Annotated in this window: 19 protein-coding genes; 11 read left to right on the forward strand and 8 right to left on the reverse strand. The window is 66.3% G+C overall.

From position 1 onward, the window contains the following. Positions 1–95: 95 nt before the first annotated feature. From U0042_RS25160 to U0042_RS25195, 8 genes are all read left to right on the forward strand, one after another. Positions 96–914, forward strand: a complete 819-nt coding sequence (locus U0042_RS25160; RefSeq protein WP_114814889.1) for an ABC transporter substrate-binding protein — start codon at positions 96–98, stop codon at positions 912–914. A 60-nt stretch (positions 915–974) separates the two neighbouring features. Beyond that, positions 975–1715, forward strand: a complete 741-nt coding sequence (locus U0042_RS25165; RefSeq protein ID WP_114814888.1) for an amino acid ABC transporter permease — start codon at positions 975–977, stop codon at positions 1713–1715. Further along, positions 1712–2437, forward strand: a complete 726-nt coding sequence (locus U0042_RS25170) for an amino acid ABC transporter permease (RefSeq protein ID WP_114814887.1) — start codon at positions 1712–1714, stop codon at positions 2435–2437. The genes U0042_RS25165 and U0042_RS25170 overlap by 4 nt, the downstream gene beginning before the upstream one ends. A 186-nt stretch (positions 2438–2623) precedes the next feature. Continuing rightward, entirely contained in the window at positions 2624–3091 is a 468-nt protein-coding gene (locus U0042_RS25175) for a rhodanese-like domain-containing protein (protein WP_114814886.1), read from the forward strand. A 112-nt stretch (positions 3092–3203) separates the two neighbouring features. Then, entirely contained in the window at positions 3204–4154 is a 951-nt protein-coding gene (epsC, locus tag U0042_RS25180; protein WP_114814885.1) for a serine O-acetyltransferase EpsC, read from the forward strand. Continuing rightward, a complete protein-coding gene (locus U0042_RS25185; protein WP_114814884.1) occupies positions 4151–4429 on the forward strand; it encodes a helix-turn-helix domain-containing protein in 279 nt (92 codons plus the stop codon). The genes epsC and U0042_RS25185 overlap by 4 nt, the downstream gene beginning before the upstream one ends. 178 nt (positions 4430–4607) lie before the next feature. Then, positions 4608–5540 carry a family 2A encapsulin nanocompartment shell protein gene (locus tag U0042_RS25190; RefSeq protein WP_014725921.1) on the forward strand — a complete coding sequence of 311 codons (933 nt, stop codon included), beginning with the start codon at positions 4608–4610 and terminating at the stop codon, positions 5538–5540. After that, positions 5515–7572 (forward strand): family 2A encapsulin nanocompartment cargo protein cysteine desulfurase, encoded by a 2058-nt coding sequence (locus U0042_RS25195; protein WP_114814883.1) that lies wholly within the window; start codon positions 5515–5517, stop codon positions 7570–7572. Before U0042_RS25190 ends, U0042_RS25195 begins: the two co-directional genes overlap by 26 nt. 34 nt (positions 7573–7606) lie before the next feature. Here U0042_RS25195 and U0042_RS25200 read toward each other — a convergent pair whose 3' ends face one another. Next, complete coding sequence (locus tag U0042_RS25200; protein WP_114814882.1) at positions 7607–8707, reverse strand: CobW family GTP-binding protein; 1101 nt, start codon at positions 8705–8707, stop codon at positions 7607–7609. Between the two features lie 9 nt (positions 8708–8716). Next, positions 8717–9730 carry an MBL fold metallo-hydrolase gene (locus U0042_RS25205; protein ID WP_114814881.1) on the reverse strand — a complete coding sequence of 338 codons (1014 nt, stop codon included), beginning with the start codon at positions 9728–9730 and terminating at the stop codon, positions 8717–8719. 408 nt (positions 9731–10138) lie between these two features. On the opposite strand from U0042_RS25205, the gene soxC reads away from it, so the two are divergent. Together soxC and U0042_RS25215 are read left to right on the forward strand one after the other, a co-directional pair. After that, on the forward strand, positions 10139–11359 hold the full coding sequence (soxC, locus tag U0042_RS25210) for a sulfite dehydrogenase (RefSeq protein WP_232833598.1): 1221 nt from the start codon (positions 10139–10141) through the stop codon (positions 11357–11359). 64 nt (positions 11360–11423) lie between these two features. Further along, entirely contained in the window at positions 11424–11975 is a 552-nt protein-coding gene (locus U0042_RS25215; protein ID WP_198665423.1) for a cytochrome c, read from the forward strand. Positions 11976–12012: 37 nt separating this feature from the next. Here the strand turns inward: U0042_RS25215 and U0042_RS25220 are convergent, their stop codons facing one another. The 6 genes from U0042_RS25220 to U0042_RS25245 all read right to left on the reverse strand — a co-directional run bounded on the left by U0042_RS25220 (position 12013) and on the right by U0042_RS25245 (position 17609). Further along, complete coding sequence (locus U0042_RS25220; protein WP_114814878.1) at positions 12013–12843, reverse strand: ABC transporter permease; 831 nt, start codon at positions 12841–12843, stop codon at positions 12013–12015. Beyond that, a complete protein-coding gene (locus tag U0042_RS25225) occupies positions 12836–14026 on the reverse strand; it encodes an ABC transporter substrate-binding protein (RefSeq protein ID WP_114814877.1) in 1191 nt (396 codons plus the stop codon). Before U0042_RS25225 ends, U0042_RS25220 begins: the two co-directional genes overlap by 8 nt. Positions 14027–14052: 26 nt before the next feature. Continuing rightward, complete coding sequence (locus tag U0042_RS25230; RefSeq protein ID WP_114814876.1) at positions 14053–14814, reverse strand: ABC transporter ATP-binding protein; 762 nt, start codon at positions 14812–14814, stop codon at positions 14053–14055. After that, positions 14811–15962, reverse strand: coding sequence for an acyl-CoA dehydrogenase family protein (locus tag U0042_RS25235; RefSeq protein ID WP_114814875.1), 1152 nt, complete (start codon positions 15960–15962; stop codon positions 14811–14813). Before U0042_RS25235 ends, U0042_RS25230 begins: the two co-directional genes overlap by 4 nt. Next, positions 15959–16525, reverse strand: a complete 567-nt coding sequence (locus tag U0042_RS25240) for a carboxymuconolactone decarboxylase family protein (protein WP_114814874.1) — start codon at positions 16523–16525, stop codon at positions 15959–15961. The genes U0042_RS25235 and U0042_RS25240 overlap by 4 nt, the downstream gene beginning before the upstream one ends. 94 nt (positions 16526–16619) lie before the next feature. Continuing rightward, entirely contained in the window at positions 16620–17609 is a 990-nt protein-coding gene (locus U0042_RS25245; RefSeq protein WP_114814873.1) for an AraC family transcriptional regulator, read from the reverse strand. 451 nt (positions 17610–18060) lie between these two features. Here U0042_RS25245 and U0042_RS25250 point away from each other — a divergent pair, with 451 nt between their 5' ends. Continuing rightward, a complete protein-coding gene (locus U0042_RS25250) occupies positions 18061–19026 on the forward strand; it encodes an aliphatic sulfonate ABC transporter substrate-binding protein (RefSeq protein ID WP_419150540.1) in 966 nt (321 codons plus the stop codon). Positions 19027–19030 lie beyond the last annotated feature (4 nt).

Here is a 19030-nt window from a genome sequence, read left to right on the forward strand (position 1 = left end):
AACCCACCGCGTTGCTAGAGTCGCTGCTCGTTGCACGTGATGACTGCCGAAACGGCACACGCAGCAGGACGAAAAATATCAAAAGGGTTCATACCATGAAGATCAAATATCTCGGCGCAGCAGTCATGGGGTTGATGCTGGCCGTATCCGGTCTCGCGCATGCGGACCGTCTCGACGACATCAAGAAGGCGGGCGTGCTGCGCGTCGCCACCTTCGACAGCAACCCGCCGTTTGGTTTTGTCGATCCGAAGAGCAACCAGATCGTGGGCCTCGACGTGGATTACGCGCGCGCCGTCGCGAACAAGCTCGGCGTGAAGCTCGACATCCAGCCGACCAACCCGGCGAACCGCATCGCGTTCCTGAAATCCGGCAAGGTCGATCTGGTGTTCGCGAACTTCACGATTACCGACGAGCGCAAGAAGGAAGTCGATTTCAGCACGCCGTATTTCGCCTCCGGCACGCAGTTCATTGCGAAGAAGGGTGTGCTGAAGTCGCCGCAGCAATTGAACAGCTTACGCATTGGTGCCGACAAGGGCACGACGAACGAGCAGCAGGTGCGTGCCCAGTTTCCGGCCGCAACCATCGTCGCTTATGACGACACGCCGTTCGCGTTCGCAGCACTGCGCGCGGGCAACGTGCAGGCGATCACGCAGGACGGCCCGAAGCTCGTTGCATTGCTCGCCAACGTGCCGGACAAGTCCAATTACGAAATCTCGCCGTTCACCATATCGAACGACTACGAAGGCGTCGGCGTGCCGAAGGGCGAAACGCGGCTCGTGAATGTCGTCAACGACACGCTCAAGGAACTCGAAGCCAACGGCACGGCGGGCAAGATCTACGACCGCTGGTTTGGCCCGACGAGCCGTGCGCCGTTGCCGCGCCTCTTCAAGATCGGCGACCCGCAAAAGAGTTGATTCCATCGCGCCGCAAGCGTGCTCATCAATGCGTGTAGACGAGCGGGATAGAAGCATCGAATGAACGGCTGGCTCGCACCGAAGTACGTCGAATGGCTCGCGCATGGCTTTCTGATGACGCTGGTCTTGTCGGCCTGCGTCATCGTCGTCGCGACGCTGGCAGGCTTTGCGCTGGCACTGGTTTTCGATGCCCATCTGGTTCGAAATCGCGCCATGGCGCGCGGGGCTGCGCTGTACGTGCTCGTGTTCCGCAATTCGCCGTTGCTCGTGCAATTGCTGTTCTGGTACTTCGGCGCCGCTACGCTGCTGCCGCAGCCCTGGATGGCATGGCTCAACAGCAGACATTCGTTCGTGTGGGGACCCTTCACGCTTGCATGGCCGTCCTTTGAATTCGTAGCGGGCTGGATCGGACTGACCTGCTATGCGAGCGCGTTCATCGGCGAGGAATTCCGCGCCGGCATACGGGGCGTGAAGGCCGCGCAATACCAGGCCGCGGCGGCGCTGGGTCTCACGCCGTTTGCCACGTTCCGTCACGTGATTCTGCCGCAGGCCATTCGCATTGCGACACCGCCGCTTGCCGGCCAGTACATGAACATCGTGAAGAACTCGTCGCTCACCATGGCCATCGGTTTCGCCGAGCTTTCGTATGCGTCGCGCCAGGTGGATACCGAAACCTTCAAGACGTTCCAGGCGTTCGGTGCCGCGACGGTGCTGTACATCCTGACCATCGCGGGCATCGAAGCGGCACTGCTCGTCTGGAAGCGTCGCGGCGCGGGCGGCTGGCACAGGGGGAACGCATGAGCGCGTTCGAATGGTGGCCTACGCTGCGCTACCTGCTGCTCGGCACGTTCCCGCAAGGGCCGCTTGGCGGTGCGGCTTTGACGGTCGCGATGTCGGCGGTATCGGCGCTGCTGTCCGCCATCGTGGGTCTTGCCGGCGGAGTCGCGCTCTCGATGACGCGCGGTGCCGCCCATCTTGCGCTCACGGCCCTCGTCGGCTTCTTCAGGGCCATTCCAGTGCTGATGCTGATCTTCTGGACCTTCTTCCTGATGCCAATGCTGCTGCACGTCGACGTACCGGGGCTTGCCACCGTCGTATGTGCGCTGGCGCTGATCGGCGGCGCGTATCTGTCGCACTCGGTGTACGCCGGCATCGAAGCGGTGGGCCGAGGGCAAGGACAAGCCGCGCTGTCGCTCGGCATGACGCGCTGGCAGGCCCTGCGCCACGTGTTGCTGCCGCAGGCGGTACGCATCATGGCGCCGTCGTTCGTCAACCAGTGGGTGTCGTTGATCAAGGACACGTCGCTGGCTTATATCGTCGGCGTGCCCGAGTTCACGTTTCTCGCCAACCAGGTGAACAACCGCCTCATGGTGTATCCGGCGCAGATTTTTCTGTTCGTTGGTTTCGTCTATTTGCTGCTGTGCTCGGCCATGCAATGGAGCGCGGCACGCCTGTTCGATGCCCGGCCAACGGTGGATCGGCGGCGCGCCGCACCGGTCCGTCCTTTTGCAAAACCGTACTGATGGAGGCCGTGCGCCGAAACCGTGCGCGCTGTGCAGGCGTCATTCCTCGGTGTACGCAATTCGCCGTGCTTCTTTAGAAATGAAAATTTATTGGTTCGCCTTGCGCGGACGCTCGCGCATGATCGTTTCCTGATGGCTATAGACGGCTTGCCGCGAAACGGCCATGTAACGAACCTGGGAGGCGTAATGGCAGATGTACTCGAAGAACGACCGGTCCACGCAGTGCTCGAGACGGCACGCGAACAGGCGGCGAAGGAAGGGCTGGCCTATGCGGGCGGCGTGGCGCCGCGCGACGCATGGGCCCTGGTTTCGGAAGGCAACGCAGTGCTGGTGGATGTTCGTACCGCTGAAGAGCGCAAGTTCGTCGGCTATGTGCCGGGCAGCGTGCACGTGGCCTGGGCCACGGGGACGAGCCTGACGCGCAATCCCCGCTTCGTGCGCGAGCTCGAAGCGAAAACAGGCAAAGACGCCGTCGTGCTGCTGCTGTGCCGCAGCGGCAACCGGTCTGCGCTTGCTGCGGATGCGGCCGCCAAGGCCGGCTTCGCACACGTGTTCAACGTGCTCGAAGGCTTCGAGGGCGCGCTCGACGACGCGCAGCACCGTGGCAGCCAGAACGGCTGGCGCTTCCATGCGCTGCCGTGGGTGCAGGACTAGCCGCACGACTGCGGCGGATCGCTTGCGCGCATCACGGGGATAGCGGTGCGATGCGCGTCGGGCGAACCATGCTCGGCCACTTGCCGGCGATGAATGACAAGGAGTAAAGCCTGTGGCCGTATTCGATATCGATGAAATCGTGGGTTCGCTGTACGCGGTCCGGCAACGCTGGCGCGACGAGCAGAAGCGCGCGCTGGAGCCCGGCGGCCGAGACCTGCCTTCGCGCGATGCGTTGTCGGAAGTCGTCGACGCGCTCAAGGGCGTGCTGTTTCCGATGCGGCTCGGGCCGCCCAGCTTGCGTCAGGACAGCGAGAACTTCTACGTCGCGCATGCGCTCGATGCCGCCTTGCATGGTCTGCTTGCGCAGGCCAGGCTCGAATTGCAGTACATCGCGCGGCGCGAAGCCAAAGACAGCGAAGCCGTGGAGGCGCGTGCGCTGCAAGCCGTACGGTCGTTCGCACAGCGCTTGCCGGAGATTCGCGCGCGGCTGGACACCGACGTGATCGCCGCCTATCACGGCGATCCGGCGGCAGGCAGCGTGGACGAAGTGCTGCTCTGCTATCCCGGCGTGCTCGCGATGATCCATCACCGGCTGGCCCACGAACTGTATGGGCTTGGGCTGCCGCTGCTCGCGCGCATCGTGGCCGAGCTTGCGCATGCGCAGACGGGCATCGACATTCATCCGGGCGCGCAGATCGGTGCGGGCTTCTTTATCGATCACGGCACCGGCGTCGTGATAGGCGAAACGTCCGTCATCGGCCAGCGGGTGCGGCTCTATCAGGCGGTGACGCTGGGCGCAAAGCGCTTTCCGGTCAACGCGGACGGGCACCTCGAAAAGGGCCTTGCGCGTCATCCCATCGTCGAAGACGACGTCGTCATCTATGCCGGCGCGACGATACTGGGGCGCGTGACGATAGGCCGCGGCGCGACGATTGGCGGCAACGTGTGGATTACGCAGGATGTCGCCCCCGGCAGCCACGTGACCCAGGCCAGTCTGCGCAGCGAAGCGGGCCGCCCCGCGGGCGTGGTGGCGGCCGGACTCACGGCGGGAGCGCACTCATGACCACACTCGTTCGCAACTTCGGCGCGGCCGTGCGTGCACGGCGCGAAGCGCATGGCTGGTCGCAGGAGCAGCTCGCGGAGCATGCCGGCCTGAACCGCTCGTACGTCGGCGAAATCGAGCGCGGCGCGGCGATCGCGTCCATCGTGACGGTCGAGAAGCTGGCCCGCGCGTTCGGCGTTCCCATTGCGACGTTGCTGGTGGGCGTGCCGCCCGCAGCCTCGGCCGGCGCCCCCATACCGGAGCGCGGCCCGGTCCCGCCTGCGCCACCTTTCTGATTCGCATCGCTCGTAGTCCGTCAACCGCTTCGCATGCGTGTCATGCGGACGCGTCACGCTTTGCCGGTCGAGCCGACCGATGATGGCTATAGCATGTTGAGCGCCATTTTCAGGCTTCCGATAATTCCCCGGCGTAATAAGCATTCCCGCAATTCTTCTATCGACCAGGAGCCTCCGAATGTCGACGATCGTGAGCGGCCCGACCGCACTCGGCGATAACGCAGCACGGCAACTCGCCAATGCCACCAAGACCGTCCCGCAACTTTCGACCATCACGCCGCGCTGGTTGACGCATCTGCTGCAATGGGTGCCGGTGGAGGCGGGTATCTATCGCCTGAACCAGGTGAAGAACCCCGAGGCCGTGCGCGCCACTTGCACGGCGCGCGAAGACGAAGGAACGCTGCCCACGACCTTCGTCCCGTACGAAGAAAATCCGCGCGAATATTTCCTCAATGCGGTCAGTACGGTGCTCGACGTGCATACGCGCGTGTCGGACCTCTACAGCAGCCCGCATGACCAGATCAAGGAACAGCTGCGCCTCACGATCGAGACGATCAAGGAATTGCAGGAAAGCCAGCTCATCAACAATCCGGACTACGGCCTGCTCGCCAACGTGGACGAAGAGCAGCGCGTCTTCCCGCTGACGGGCGCGCCCACGCCCGACGATCTGGACGAACTGCTGACGAAAGTCTGGAAAGAGCCCGCGTTCTTTCTGACGCATCCGCTCGCCATCGCTGCATTCGGCCGCGAATGCACACGCCGTGGCGTGCCGCCGCCCACCGTCAATCTGTTCGGCTCGCAGTTCATCACGTGGCGCGGTATTCCGCTCATTCCGTCCGACAAGGTACCCGTCGCCGACGGCAAGACGAAGATCCTGCTGCTGCGCGTAGGCGACAAGCGCCAGGGCGTGGTCGGTCTGTATCAGCCGGGTGTGGCGGGAGAGCAGGGTCCGGGGCTGTCGGTGCGCTTCATGGGCATCAACAACCAGGCGATCGCGTCGTATCTGATCTCGCTGTATTGCTCGCTCGCAGTTCATTCGCCGGATGCACTGGCGGTGCTCGATGACGTGGAGATCGGCAAGTACCATGACTACGCTGACACCTACCGGTAACGTGCGGCCAGGCGACGCCATGCCCGATATCCCGACCGCGCCCACGCCTGCGGGACTGCCCGATGCGGACACGCTCGCACGCCTCGCCAACGCGTTTTTCTCGACGTTGCCCGGCAATGTGGCGTCGCAAGAGTCGCCCTCGGCCGTAGGCGGACTGCCCTCCGCGTGGCCGGCTGCGGTGCCCGTCGTTTCCACCGTCACGAACCCGGCGCCTGCCGGTTCGCCGCTCGCGGGGCCCGGCGGTGCGGGCACGGGTGTGCCCGGCGCATCGCTGCCGGCAGGGCGCGTGCCGGGCGGCAACCTGTTGCCCTCCGCGCCCACGCACGTGCTCACGCTCGGCAACCGTGCGCCCGCGTTGGCGCCGCATGCGGCGGCGCAGACCGGCGTGCCCGACAACGTAGCGACGATTGCGCCCGCGCTGGAGCCGCGTACAGGCGGTGCTGCGCTTGGCGTGCCGCCTGTGCAGGCGCATGCGCCGTCGCCCGCTGTCGCTACTCGCGAGGCAGGGGCTGCGGCGTCTTCATCGTCCGCATCGTCGTCCGCAGGGCCTGCGCCGTACTACTTCATCGGCGCGCCCGAACATGGCTGGCAGCGTCCCGCGCAGGATATCGTCGTGCCGTCGGCGGGCGTGGTGCCGCAGTCGTTCGGGCTGCCTCACGAAGACGACCTGCGTTCGCTGCTGTCTATCCACCGCTTCGCGCCGGGCGTCGAGCCGCATCGTCATGCGCCGGACAGCGTGCCGTACTTTCTCGACAGCGAGCGCGCCGCGCGTGATCCGCGGGGCGCAGGCCCGGCCGTGCCGGCCGCGCATCCGCCGTTCGACGTCAACGCTATTCGCCGCGACTTCCCGATTCTGCAGGAGCGCGTGAACGGCAAGCAGCTTGTCTGGTTCGACAACGCGGCGACGACGCAGAAGCCGCGGGCCGTGATCGACCGCCTCGCGTATTTCTACGCGCACGAGAACTCGAACATCCATCGCGCCGCGCATGCGCTGGCGGGCCGTGCGACGGATGCCTACGAGAACGCACGGGCCATCGCGCAGCGTTTCATCGGCGCGGCGTCGGCGGACGAGATCGTGTTCGTGCGCGGCACGACCGAGGCCATCAACCTGATCGCGAAGACGTGGGGCGCGTGCAATGTGGGCGAAGGCGACGAGATCGTCGTGTCGCATCTGGAGCATCACGCGAACATCGTGCCGTGGCAGCAACTCGCCGCACAAACGGGCGCGAAGCTGCGCGTGATTCCTGTCGACGACTCGGGCCAGGTGCTGCTCGACGAGTACCGCAAGCTGCTTTCCAGCCGCACGAAGATCGTCTCGGTCACGCAGGTGTCGAATGCGCTCGGCACCGTGGTGCCGGTGCAGGAGATCGTCGAACTCGCGCATCGCGCGGGTGCGAAGGCGCTCGTGGACGGCGCGCAGTCGGTGTCGCACATGCGCGTGGACGTGCAGGCCATCGACGCGGACTTTTTCGTGTTCTCCGGCCACAAGATTTTCGGGCCGACCGGTATCGGCGTGGTGTACGGCAAGCGCGCCATTCTCGAAGACATGCCGCCTTGGCAGGGCGGCGGCAACATGATCGCGGACGTGACGTTCGAACGCACGGTGTTCCAGCCGCCGCCCAACCGCTTCGAGGCGGGCACGGGCAACATCGCGGATGCCGTTGGACTCGGTGCGGCGCTGGAGTACGTCGAGCGGATCGGTATCGAGAACATCGGGCGCTACGAACACGATCTGCTCGAGTACGCGACGAGCCGGCTGGCTCCCGTGCCGGGCGTGCGGCTGGTCGGTACGGCACGGCACAAGGCGAGCGTGCTGTCGTTCGTGCTGAAGGGCTACGAGACGGAAGAGGTGGGGCGCGCGTTGAACGAAGAGGGCATCGCGGTGCGCTCAGGCCATCATTGCGCTCAACCGATTCTGCGGCGGTTCGGGCTCGAAGCAACCGTGCGTCCGTCGCTCGCGTTCTACAACACCTGTGACGAAGTGGACGCGATGGTGTCGGTCATCCGGCATCTGTCTGCGCGAAGTGCCTGAGGGTAGCGGCTCCGACATGTCCGGGCACGGGCCGTTATCGATTCGATGACGGCTCGCCATGCTGGATGGTCGGGGCCGCTTCTTCGCCTGAAAGAAAATGCGTGAACGTCGCCCGCACCACATCGGGCGATATGCCGTGCACGATGAAAACGAGACGCGTGCGCCGGTCGTCATCCGGCCACGCGGCGACGCGCAACGGCTCGTGCAACAGCTGTTGAACACCGTGCACGACGACGGGCGCGTCTTCGCCCACCACGCGGCAGATGCCCTTCACGCGCAGAATCTGCTCGCCGTGATACGCAAGCAGCACCGTCAACGCCGTTTCTAGCGCTGCAAGCGGCAGCGGGGCATCGAAGGTCAGGCAAAACGTCTCGACATCCGGATGCGCGTTGCGCTGCGCCGCAAGGCGCATTGCTGATTGCAGCGGCAAGCCGTCGCCGTCCGCGGGCGTTTCGCCCGATGCAGCCAGCAGCACGTCGCGCGAACGCAGCCAGGCGGGCAGGGTGTGCGGCGCGAGCCAGCCGAAGAGTTGCTCCGCGTCGATCTCGCCATGCTCCACGCGAATACGCGGCGCGCCGGGATTGAGCGCATCGAGCGCGGCATAGAGGGCGCCGAGCGTCGGGCCGTCGGCAAGGTCGGTCTTCGTGATCAGCAGGGCGTCCGCGGCGGCGAGCTGTTCGCGTGCCTGGGCATGGCGCGCAAGCTGGCCTTGCATGTGCAGCGCATCCGCGGTGGCCACGACGCCGTCCAGCGCAATGCGTGATGCGAGACGTTCGTCGCCCAGCAGTTCGGACAAGACCGGGCCCGGTCTGGCCAGTCCTGTCGTTTCCACGATCACGCGTTCGAAAGGAGGGATTTCGCCTCTTTCCATCTGCCCGAGCAGCAAGTCGACCGTGTCGGCCAGCTCGCCCCTCGCGCCGCAGCACAGACAGCCGTTTTCGAGCAGCGCGACGCTGCGCTCGCGTGTTGCGCCGATCAGCAGATGATCGAGTCCGATCTCGCCGATTTCGTTCACCACGACTGCGCAGCGGCTCATCGCCGCCTGCCGGAGCAAGCGGTTCAACAGGGTCGTCTTGCCTGAGCCGAGAAAGCCTGTCAGGACCGTCAACGCGACGGGATGCCGGAGCGTCGTCATGGCGTACCGTCAGATTTCCATGAGGTCTTTGCCCACGACGATGTTGCCCTTGAAGTGCTGACGCACGTCCGCGGTCCACATGTCGTCGGTGATGGCGGGGTCGGCGCCGGGCACGAAGTGACTTAGCACCAGCGTACCCACGCCCGCCGCTGCGGCGATCCTGCCGACCTGCTCCGTCGTCGTGTGGCTCTTGAGCAGATGGTCGAGCAGCGTGGGCGCGTTGTCGTGCGTCTTCAGCATCTTCTCGAGGGCCGGCAGATACATGACTTCGTGCACGAGGACGTCGGCCCCTTTGGCGAAACTGGCGAGACGTTCGTCATAGCGCGTGTCGCCGGAGAAAACGACGGTGCGCTCGCGCGTTTCGAAGCGGTACGCGAATGCCGGCTTGATCGTGTAGTGGTCGACCAGCGTCGCGCTTACGCGGACATGATCGTTTTCGAGCACCGTGCGCGGCGTATCGAACTCGTGAACGTTGATGAGCGGACGGAAAGGCGGACGGCCTTCCTCGCGGGTTCGCACGTCGAGATCGATGGCGTTCATGTCGACGAAATCGTCGACCATCTTCCCGATACGCGGCGGCCCATACAGATGCACGGGTGTTTGCAGCCCGCTCGCCCAGGCGAGGAACACGAGGTTCAGCAGATCGGCGTTGTGATCGGAGTGGTGGTGCGTGACGAAGACGTCGCGGATAGCCGGCAGCCTGATGCCGGCCTTCGTGAGTTGCAGCGCGACCCCATTGCCGCAATCCACGACGTAGGGTTGACCGTCGACCAGCAGCACGTTGGCCGGTGCCGCGCGCAACGCCGAGGGCGTGGGACCGCCTTTGGTGCCGAGCAGGATCAGCTTCGTGCCGCGCGCTTTGTCGCCGTCGGCGTGGCTCGCGCTGGCGGGCGAATAAGCGCTGTTGTCCGCGGACGTTTCGGCGCGTGCCGGCGTGAGCCACGGCAGCGACGCGGACCCTGCGGCCGTGACCGCGACGCGCATGAAGTCCCGGCGCGAACGGCCAAAGCGTTGTTCAGTCATTCATGTTCTCCTGGCGTTGTCGTTTGTTGTCGCGTGTTGTTGCCGTGCTGCGGACGGTACTCGCAGGTGCTGGGCGAACCGACGAAGCACATGAGCGAAGGCGCCACTGTACAGCCGAAGTGCGGGCGCATCAAACGCTGCATGGCTCGATAATCTGCCGGTAAGGGAAGTGAAAATCAGGAAAGCGAAACGCTGCCTGGAACCCCGCACCGATATCGCCACGCGTCATAACGTTAGTCGCAATTGGATTTGAGCGAGGGGCGGCCGCTGCCTATACTCGGACGCTTCCCGATCACGCTGTCGCCCGCTGACGTCCGCATGCCGAGACTCCCTGGCTCCTCGCCCGATTCGACCACGCCCTCGCGCGCGGATACGGCGCACACCGCACCTGTATCGCCGCGTCGCCGCATGCTGGGCGGGCTTGCGCTCTCTGCGCTCGTCGCGCCCGGCGCGAAAGCCGCCACCTTGCTGAAGCCGCTGGCGGTCGATGCGTGGACGCAGACGCCCGGCGCGCCGGTTCTCGATCATCCCTATGGGTTGCCGTCGCCGCACGAGTCGAATGTCGTGCGGCGCACCGCGCGCGCCTGGCCTATGCCGGGCGCGGCTTCGTCGCTCACGCCGCTTGCCGATCTGCATGGCGCCCTGACGCCGAACGGTCTCGTCTACGAGCGTCACCACGCGGGCGTGCCCGACATCGATCCCGACCGGCACCAGTTGGTGATGCATGGCCTCGTGCGCGAGCCGAAGCGCTTCACGATGGACGACCTCTTGCGTCTGCCGTCCGAATCGCGCGTGCATTTTCTGGAGTGCTCGGGCAACACGGCAAGCGAATGGAAAGGTCCGAGCGGTCTGCCCGTGCAGCTTACGCATGGACTGCTGTCGTGCTGCGAGTGGACCGGCGTGCGTCTGTCTACCGTGATCGAAGCGGCAGGCGGTCTCGTTGCAGGCGACGAGGGGAAGCGGCCACGCTGGCTGCTGGCCGAGGGTGCCGACGCGGCGGCGATGACACGCAGCTTGCCGCTCGATCGCGTTCTCGACCTCGCGCTCGTCGTGTATGCGCAGAACGGCGAACGGCTGCGGCCGGAGAACGGTTATCCGCTGCGGCTGCTCGTGCCGGGCTTCGAAGGCAACACGAACGTGAAGTGGCTGCGGCGCCTGAAGGTGGTCGATGCACCGCTCGAAACACGCGAGGAAACGTCGAAATATACGGGCCTGCTGCCCGACGGGCGCGCGCGGCAGTTCGTCTTCGAGATGGACGCGAAGTCGGTCATTACGCGGCCGTCGCCGGGACATAGCCTGACGGTGCACGGCTACTACCCGATTGTCGGCCTCGCCTGGTCGGGGCGCGGCACGATTCGCCAGGTGGAAGTGTCGACCGACGGCGGACGCACCTGGCAGACAGCGCAGCTCGATGGACCGGCCCGCGACCGTGCGCTCACGCGCTTCCACGCGGGCTGGGTGTGGAACGGCGAGCCGGCCGCGATCCTCTCGCGCGCCACGGACTCCACGGGTTACGTGCAGCCCACGCGCGAAGCGCTGGTGCAGGCGCGCGGCCTGAATTCCTACTATCACTACAACGGCATTCAGCAATGGCGCATCGGCGCCGATGGAAGCGTGAAGAATGCGTAAGTCTCTTCTGCATGGCTGGCACGCTTGTCGTCATCGTTTGCGTGCATCGGCTGCGGCCTGCGCGATGGTGGTGCCGCTCATGGCGTGCTCGGGTTCGGCGCCGGGTTTGCAGGCGTCGGCACCGCGCAATGGCGATGCCCGCTTGCGTGCCGCGATCGACGCAATCGGTACACCGGTCAGCGCATCGGATGTCGCTACGTGGAACATCGACGTGGCGCCCGATGGACGGGGTCTGCCGGCCGGCAGCGGCGACGTCGCCACCGGCGCGCGCATCTTCGCCGCGAAATGCGCGGCGTGCCACGGAGCAAAGGGCGAAGGGCTGATCGGCGACCCGCTCGTGGGCGGGCAAGGCACGCTCACGAGTGCAAGTCCAAAACGCACTGTGGGCAGCTATTGGCCCTATGCGACCACGCTCTTCGACTACGTTCGCCGTGCGATGCCGTACAACGCCCCGCAATCGTTGAGCGCGGACGAGGTGTACGCGGTGAGTGCATGGATTCTCAATCGCAACGGCATCGTGCCCGACGACGCACGACTCGATGCGCAGTCGCTTGCGGCCGTGCGCATGCCCAACCGCGACGGCTTCGTCCCCGATCCGCGGCCGGGCCGGTTGTAGGTCGTAGCCCGCGCGACGAATCGTTCCGGGGGGCGGGTCAGTTCCTTCGCGACGAGCCGCCATGAAACCGCGCCGACAGCGCGCGCGCCACAAGATCCAGCACGAAACCCAGCGCGCCGATGACGAGAATCACGGCGGTCAGTTCGGAGTAGGCGAGGCGGTCTCGCGTGTCGAGAATGAGATAGCCGAGCCCCGCATTGACGCCCAGCATTTCGGCGGGCACGAGCACGATCCACAGCACGCCGATGGCGAGCCGCACGCCCGTTAGCACGTGCGCCGCGATGCCCGGCACGTAGATGTGCCAGATCATCTCCATGCGCGTCGCGGCGAGGCTTTCGCCGAGTTCGATCCAGCGCCGGTCCAGTTGTGCGACGCCGGCGGCCGTGTTCATCAACAGCGGCCAGACGGCGGAGAACGCGAGCAGGAAGTACACCGCATGGTCGCCCACGCCGAGCGACATGACGGCGACCGGCATCCATGAGAGTGGCGACACCATGCGCAGGAACTGAAGCGCGGGCGAGAGCATCTGCTCCAGCCATCGCAGGCGGCCGATCGCGAAGCCGGCCGGCACGCCGACGACCAGCGCCCACGCGAGCCCAACGCCGACACGCTTGGGACTCGTCGCAATGTGTATGGCCAGCTGGTCTTGCGTGACGAGCGCGGGCAACGCGGCGAACGTGCGTTGCGGTGTGAACTGCGCGACCATCGGATTGCGGCTGCCTGCGAGCGCCACGGCAAGCCACCACAGCGCGAGTACGGCAAGCAGCCCGCCCACGCCGAGAGCGACGGCGCGCCCGCGTGACCCCTCGCGTGCGGACGGGGTGCGGCGACGCGTGCGAGCGGAGCGTTTAGCGAGCACGCTAGACAAGAATCGTCTCCGTACGCGAGAAGCCGTCGGGCAGGCTGAACGCCGTCATGCCTCCGGCGGCCTCGATGCTCTTCTTCACGAAGCGGTCGTCGACGAGATCGCGCGCGACGAAGGCCGGATCGAGCCCGGCGATGAACTGTCCCGCGCCTTCGGTTTGCGTCGACTTGAGCCGGCGCACCAGCTCCTCGGTGTAGCTCGGGTACGGGTAGGGCTGAAAGTCGATGCGCTTCTCGTGCCAGTCCGCGTGGAGAATGGCCCGGTCGCCAAGGTAGCGGGCCCCGTCGGCAGGCGGGGACGCCAGCACGCGCGCAAGCAGTTGCGGCGCATGCGGCGTGTAGCGATTCGCGCCTTCCTTCGAAAGCAGCGCCGCGGCCTCCTGCGGATGCGAGCGCGTCCAGAGCTGCGCCTTGACGATGGCGTCCACCACTTTTTGCGACCATTCGGGACGCTGCGTCAAATCCTGCTCGTGCATGTAGACGACGCAACAGGCGTGGTTCTTCCAGACGTCGCCGGTGAAACGCAGGATCTTGCCGACGCCGAGTTGCTCTGCCGCGGCATTGAACGGCTCCGCCACGATGTAGCCGGCGATCTGGCGCGCGGCCAGCGCGGGCGGCATGTCGGAGGGGGCCATCACCACCAGGTTGACTTCCCTTGCTCCAAGCGGCGTCGTCTTCTTCAGTACGGGTTGAAGCCCCTGCGCGCGCAGCAGATCCTGCAGCACCACGTTATGGATGGAGTACCAGAAGGGCACCGCAACGGTTTTGCCGCCCAGGCCGGCGAGTGTCGAAACGTCCGGACTCACGGTGAGCGCGGAGCCGTTGACGTGGTTCCACGCCACCACCTTTGCCGGTGCCCGGCTGCCGTAGCGTGCCCAGACCGTCATCGGCGAGAGCAGGTGGACGACGTTGATCTGGCCCGACAGAAACGCCTCGACAAGCTGCGCCCAGCTACGCAACAGCGTGGGCCGCTCGGCGCGCAGGCCCGCTGCGTCGAAATAGCCGTTGTTGTGCGCGACGAGAAGCGGTGTGGCATCCGTGATGGGCAGATAGCCGATGCGTACCGGTGCATCGGGCTCGGCGGCGGCGCGTGCGTCCAGCGTGCGCAAGAGCGGCGCCGCGCCCGCGACGGTGAACAGGGCCGCGAGCTTCAGCCATTCGCGGCGCGATATCGGTAACTGGCACATGGAATTCCCCGATGGTTTGGACGGCTTCACGCAGCGCGGGCCATCGCCTGCTGCAAGGCCGTGCGTATCTGGATGCGCAGCGGGTCGAGCGCTTCGAGCTGCATGTCGCGAGGCTGCGGCACGTCGACCGCCCACTGCGCCGCGAGCGTGCCGCGATTGCCGAGCAGCACGATACGGTCGGCGACGGCGAGCGCTTCGTCGATGTCGTGCGTGACCAGCACGGTGGCTGCGCCCGTGCGGCGCACGACAGCAAGCAACAGGCGTTGCATGTCGGCCCGCGTCACTTCGTCGAGTGCGCCGAACGGCTCGTCCAGCAGCAGTACGCGCGGCTCGCGCGCCAGGCTGCGTGCCAGCGCCGCGCGCTGCGCCATGCCGCCGGAAAGCTGCGCGGGATGCCACGAGCGCACCTCTTCGAGCCCGACTTCGCGCAGTGCATCGAGCACGCGCGCTCGGCGGTTCGCGCGCGACAGGCGCGGCTGTCGCTTGAACGCGAGCCCGAAGGCGACATTGCGCTCGATGGTCAGCCACGGCAGCAGAGACGACTGTTGAAACGCGAGCGCCACGTCGGCGCGCGGGCCCGTCAAGGGCACGTCGTCGATGCGCACGGCGCCCGCCGTGGGTCGCATGAGGCCTGCCAGCGCACGCAGCAGCGAGGACTTGCCGCAGCCGCTCGGACCCAGCACGGCAACGAGTTCGCCGGGCTCGACGGTGAGTTCGACGCCATGCAGCACGCGATGCCCCGCATAGGCGAGTGAGACACCGTTCACGGCGATACGCGCACCGCTCATCGTGCCGCCGTCCCGTCGTAATACGCGGCAAGCTGCGCTTTCAGCTGGACGAGACTGGGCGTCACGACCGGAATGAACGCCGCCTCGCGCACCCGGCGCGCTGTGCCGCCCGTAGCTCCGGTGCCCCGCAGGTAGCCGCGGCCACCGCTTGCCTGCACTTCGAGTGCGACCGCGGCTTCCACTGTCTTTGCGAGGGCAATGCGCAGTTCGAAGAGCGCCGCGGGTTGCTCTCGGAACGTACCGTCCAGTACGCCGTCGAGCAGTTGCTTCGTTTGTCCGGCGAGCTGCGCTTCGACATCCGCGGCCTCGGCTGCGAGCACCGCGCGGGAGCCTGCGCTGGCCACGGCGACTTCGGCGAGCGCACGTTCTGCGAGGCCCACCGACATGCCGCATTGCAGCCCGAGGAATGCGGGGCGTACTCGCACGAGAAACGCTCGTGCGTCGCTGGCAATGCGCGAGGCGTCGTCGAGTACGGTGCCGTTCACGCTCAGCGCGGCGGTGTTGCTCGCGCGCATGGCGACGAGGTCGAGGTCCGCGCTGCGCGCGACGTCCGCCGCGTCATGTTCGATCGCGAAGATCGACGGCGGCGCGCCGCACTCATGTTCGAACGCGGCGGCCACCACGAAACCCTGGAGCCGCAGATTGGTGATCCAGGGCAAGGTGCCGGCGAGCGACCATCCCGCGCCGCTGGGCGAGGCACGCATCTGCAAGGGTTCGATCTGGGACAGGTACTTCATCGCATTGGACAGACCCGTAGCGCCGGCCACGTGACCCGCGAGCAGCGCGGGTAGCCAGCGGTCACGCAACGTCTCGTTGTCGCTCTGCACGAGGTACTCGATGAAAGTCCGGTGCCCCCACAGCACGAACGCAGCCGTCAGCGAGTGTCGCGCCACTGCCGCAATGGCGAGGATCGCGTCGCCAATCGTGCCGCCGCTGCCGCCCAGCGCGTCGGGCACGCCCACGCGCGCGAGGCCGGCTTTCGCCAGTTGCGGCAGTACGTCGGCGGCACGCGACGAATCGGTGTCCAGCGCCTCGGCATGAAGATCGAGCCACGCGCTTAGTTCGGCCTTTAGTTCGGCTCCTGGTTCGCCCCTTGGTTCGGCCGATACGGGATTGCCATGCCCGATCACGGATGCGATGGCGCTCATGCGGTTTGCGCCGCGCCTTCCCAGCGCCACGCAGCGAGTTCCGGGTTCAGCTCGTTGCGGGCGAGGTTGTTCGCGAAGTTGCACAGCGTGGCGAGGCTCACGCCGAGAATGACTTCGAGCGCGTTGGCGTCCGTGAGGCCCGCGGCGCGAAACGCGTGGAGCTCAGCGTCCGGCACGGCGCCGCGGGTCGCGATGACCGCGCGCGTGAATTCGGCAATGGCGTTCAGCCGTGCGTCGGAGAGCGTCTGCTGGTTGCGGATTTCGTCGACGAGATCGCGCGGCAGGCGCGCCTTGTTCACCGCGACGGCGGTATGTCCCGCGACGCAGAAGCCGCAGCCGTGAATGGCCGCTGCGGTGATCTGCACCACTTCGCGTTCCGCGAGCGTGAGACCGCCGCGCGCGTTGATCTCGCCCACTGTCAGATAGGCTTCGAGCGCAACGGGCGCATTCGCGAGCGACGCCACGAGGTTCGGCAAAAAGCCGTTGTTCGCGAGCGACTTTTCGAGATACGGGCGGCTCGCGGCGGGCGCGGTATCGATGGTCTGCAGCGGTAGACGGCTCATGGCTTCCTCGTTCGGTAAAGCCTCATTGTTGCGAGCCCCGCCCGAAGCAGCAATGCGCGCCCGTCCACACTTCATGCGGATTCGTCTCGCCGGGTCAGTGCAGGGGCGCATGGCGTGCGCCGCGGCCTGCTGCCGTCATGTCCGCGCCTTCCCTGCGCCACGTGCCGGGCTGCATGCCCGTGATGCGCTTGAACGCCTGCGCGAACGCGGACTCGGACTGATAGCCGACGCACTCCGCCGCGCGCGACGTGGTCGATCCGTTTCGAAGGAGGGCGGCCGCGACCTTCATGCGGATCAGCGCGACGAATTGGGCCGGAGGCTGGCCGCATACCTCGGCGAAGTGCTTGCAGAAGCGCGCGCGCGACATATGGCAGAACGCAGCCATCGAAGTTGTGCTCCACTCCTCGCCGGGCCGCTCGATGATCGCGTTGACGAGCGGCGCGAATTCGGCGCGCCGCATGGCGGACCATAGCCCGGGTACCAGTGGGTCGGCGCAGGCGGCGGCGCGCAACGCGTAGAAGAACAGCACGTCGGTGAGCCGTGCGAGCAGCGGCGAGGGCAGTTCCTGGGTGCGCAGCGCCTCGGCACGGATCAGGTCGAACACGACGCGGGCGCCGGCCAGTTGCGGATCGTCGTGCCGCGCGACGATGTGGTCGGGCAGCAGCCCCGCAATGGCGTCGCCCAGATCTGAGCCGAATTCGAAGAAGCCGCAGGCCAGCCCCACGCTACCCGGTGTTTCCGTGGGGCCCCTGGGTGCTTCGGCGAGGGGCGTCATCGTTCCGGCGCGGGTGTGGAAGTCGCCTGCGATGGGCGCCGCCTCGTGAGGAGAGAGGCAGTGGCTCATGTCCTGCAACAGGAACACGGCATCGCCTTCGACAAGACGCGTGCTGCGCGCCTCGCGGCCACCCAGCTCTTGTAGATGCAGCCAGCACTCGCCGCGCAGCACGAGATGAAAACTCGCGCGCTGATACCCCGCAGTGGACGCCCTGAACGCGCCGCAATACTGCCCGACGTGAAAGAGCGTGCTCTTGAGTGCGAGACCCGAGAGCAGCCAGTCGGCGGCTTTTTCGGCGGTGGTGGACATAGGCGGCGAGGCGCGGACGTGGACGTGGATCTATTGCCGGGCCACGTTGCATGCGTCCGGCGAAACAGCATGAAGCAGGAAAAGGAAAGCGGCAGATTAACCTCGCGTGCGCATCCGGCCAAAGATCCGATCCTTCGATGCTTATGCTCCCGCGTGATAACGGGTCGCGACGCAGCGCGCGCAAAGGCCTACGGCGCGACGCGCTGATCCGTAATTCGCGCGCCGTCATTTGCTTCGCTCGAAACATCGGTTCGCCGACGCACGTGCGGCCGTTAGCATCGTCGGTCTGACTGCGTGAATCCGGCTGTATGAACTGCCGTTCCTTTCGGAGCGGCGCACGCTCACTCCATACGACCGACCGAACCGGGGAAACACTATGAAGCAATCAAGGCGCGTCGCCTTCGTCCGCGCGCGAGCGGCCATCGCCGCTTTCGTGACCATCGCCTTCGCGATGCTCACCGCAGCGACCCTGCCGCGTGCCGCTCATGCTGCCGAGGCCGCCGAGGCCGTACCCGCGGAACTGAAGCTCGACTACGCGTACTACTCGCCCGAAAGCCTCGTGATTCGCCACTATGGCTGGCTCGAGGAAGCCTTTGCGCCCGACCATACGAAGATCACGTGGGTGCTGAGTCTCGGCAGCAACCGGGCGCTCGAATACCTGAACAGCGGCGCGATCCAGATCGGCTCCAGCGCGGGACTTGCCGCGGTGCTGGCCAAGGCGAACGGCAATCCCATCCGCACCGTCTACATCTTCTCGCGTCCGGAGTGGACGGCGCTGGTCGTGCGCAAGGACTCGAACATCCAGTCGCTCGCGCAGCTCAAGGGCAAGAAGATCGCCGCGACGAAGGGCACCGACCCGTATCTGTTCACCTTGCGCGCGTTGCACACGGCGGGCCTGTCCGCAGACGACGTCGAGATCGTCAATCTCCAGCATCCCGACGGGCGCACGGCCCTCGTCAACGGGCAGGTGGACGCGTGGGCCGGGCTCGATCCGCACATGGCCGCGGCGCAGGTCGACAACGGCGCGCGACTCCTGTACCGCAACGTGGACTTCAACACGTGGGGCTTTCTGAACGCACGCGAAGACTTCATCCAGCAGTACCCGGGCGCGCTCGCGCGCGTGCTGAAGGTCTACGAGAAAGCGCGGTTGTGGATCGCCGCGCATCCGGACGAGACCGCACAGATCGTCGCGAACGAATCGAAGGTGTCGCTCGCGGTGGCGAAGCTGCAATTGAGTCGCAACGACTTCAGCCAGCCGCAGCCGGGACCGAAGCAGATCGCGGCGCTCAAGGCCGCAGCGCCTATCCTCACGCAGGAGCAACTGGTGAAGCCGGGCACGAAGGTGGAGCAGGTCATCGACGCGTTGATCGACGTTCAGCCGGCTCAAGCCGTGATCGCGTCGACGGGCGCACCGTAAAGGA

This window comes from Paraburkholderia kururiensis (assembly GCF_034424375.1).
Taxonomy (GTDB): domain Bacteria; phylum Pseudomonadota; class Gammaproteobacteria; order Burkholderiales; family Burkholderiaceae; genus Paraburkholderia; species Paraburkholderia kururiensis_A.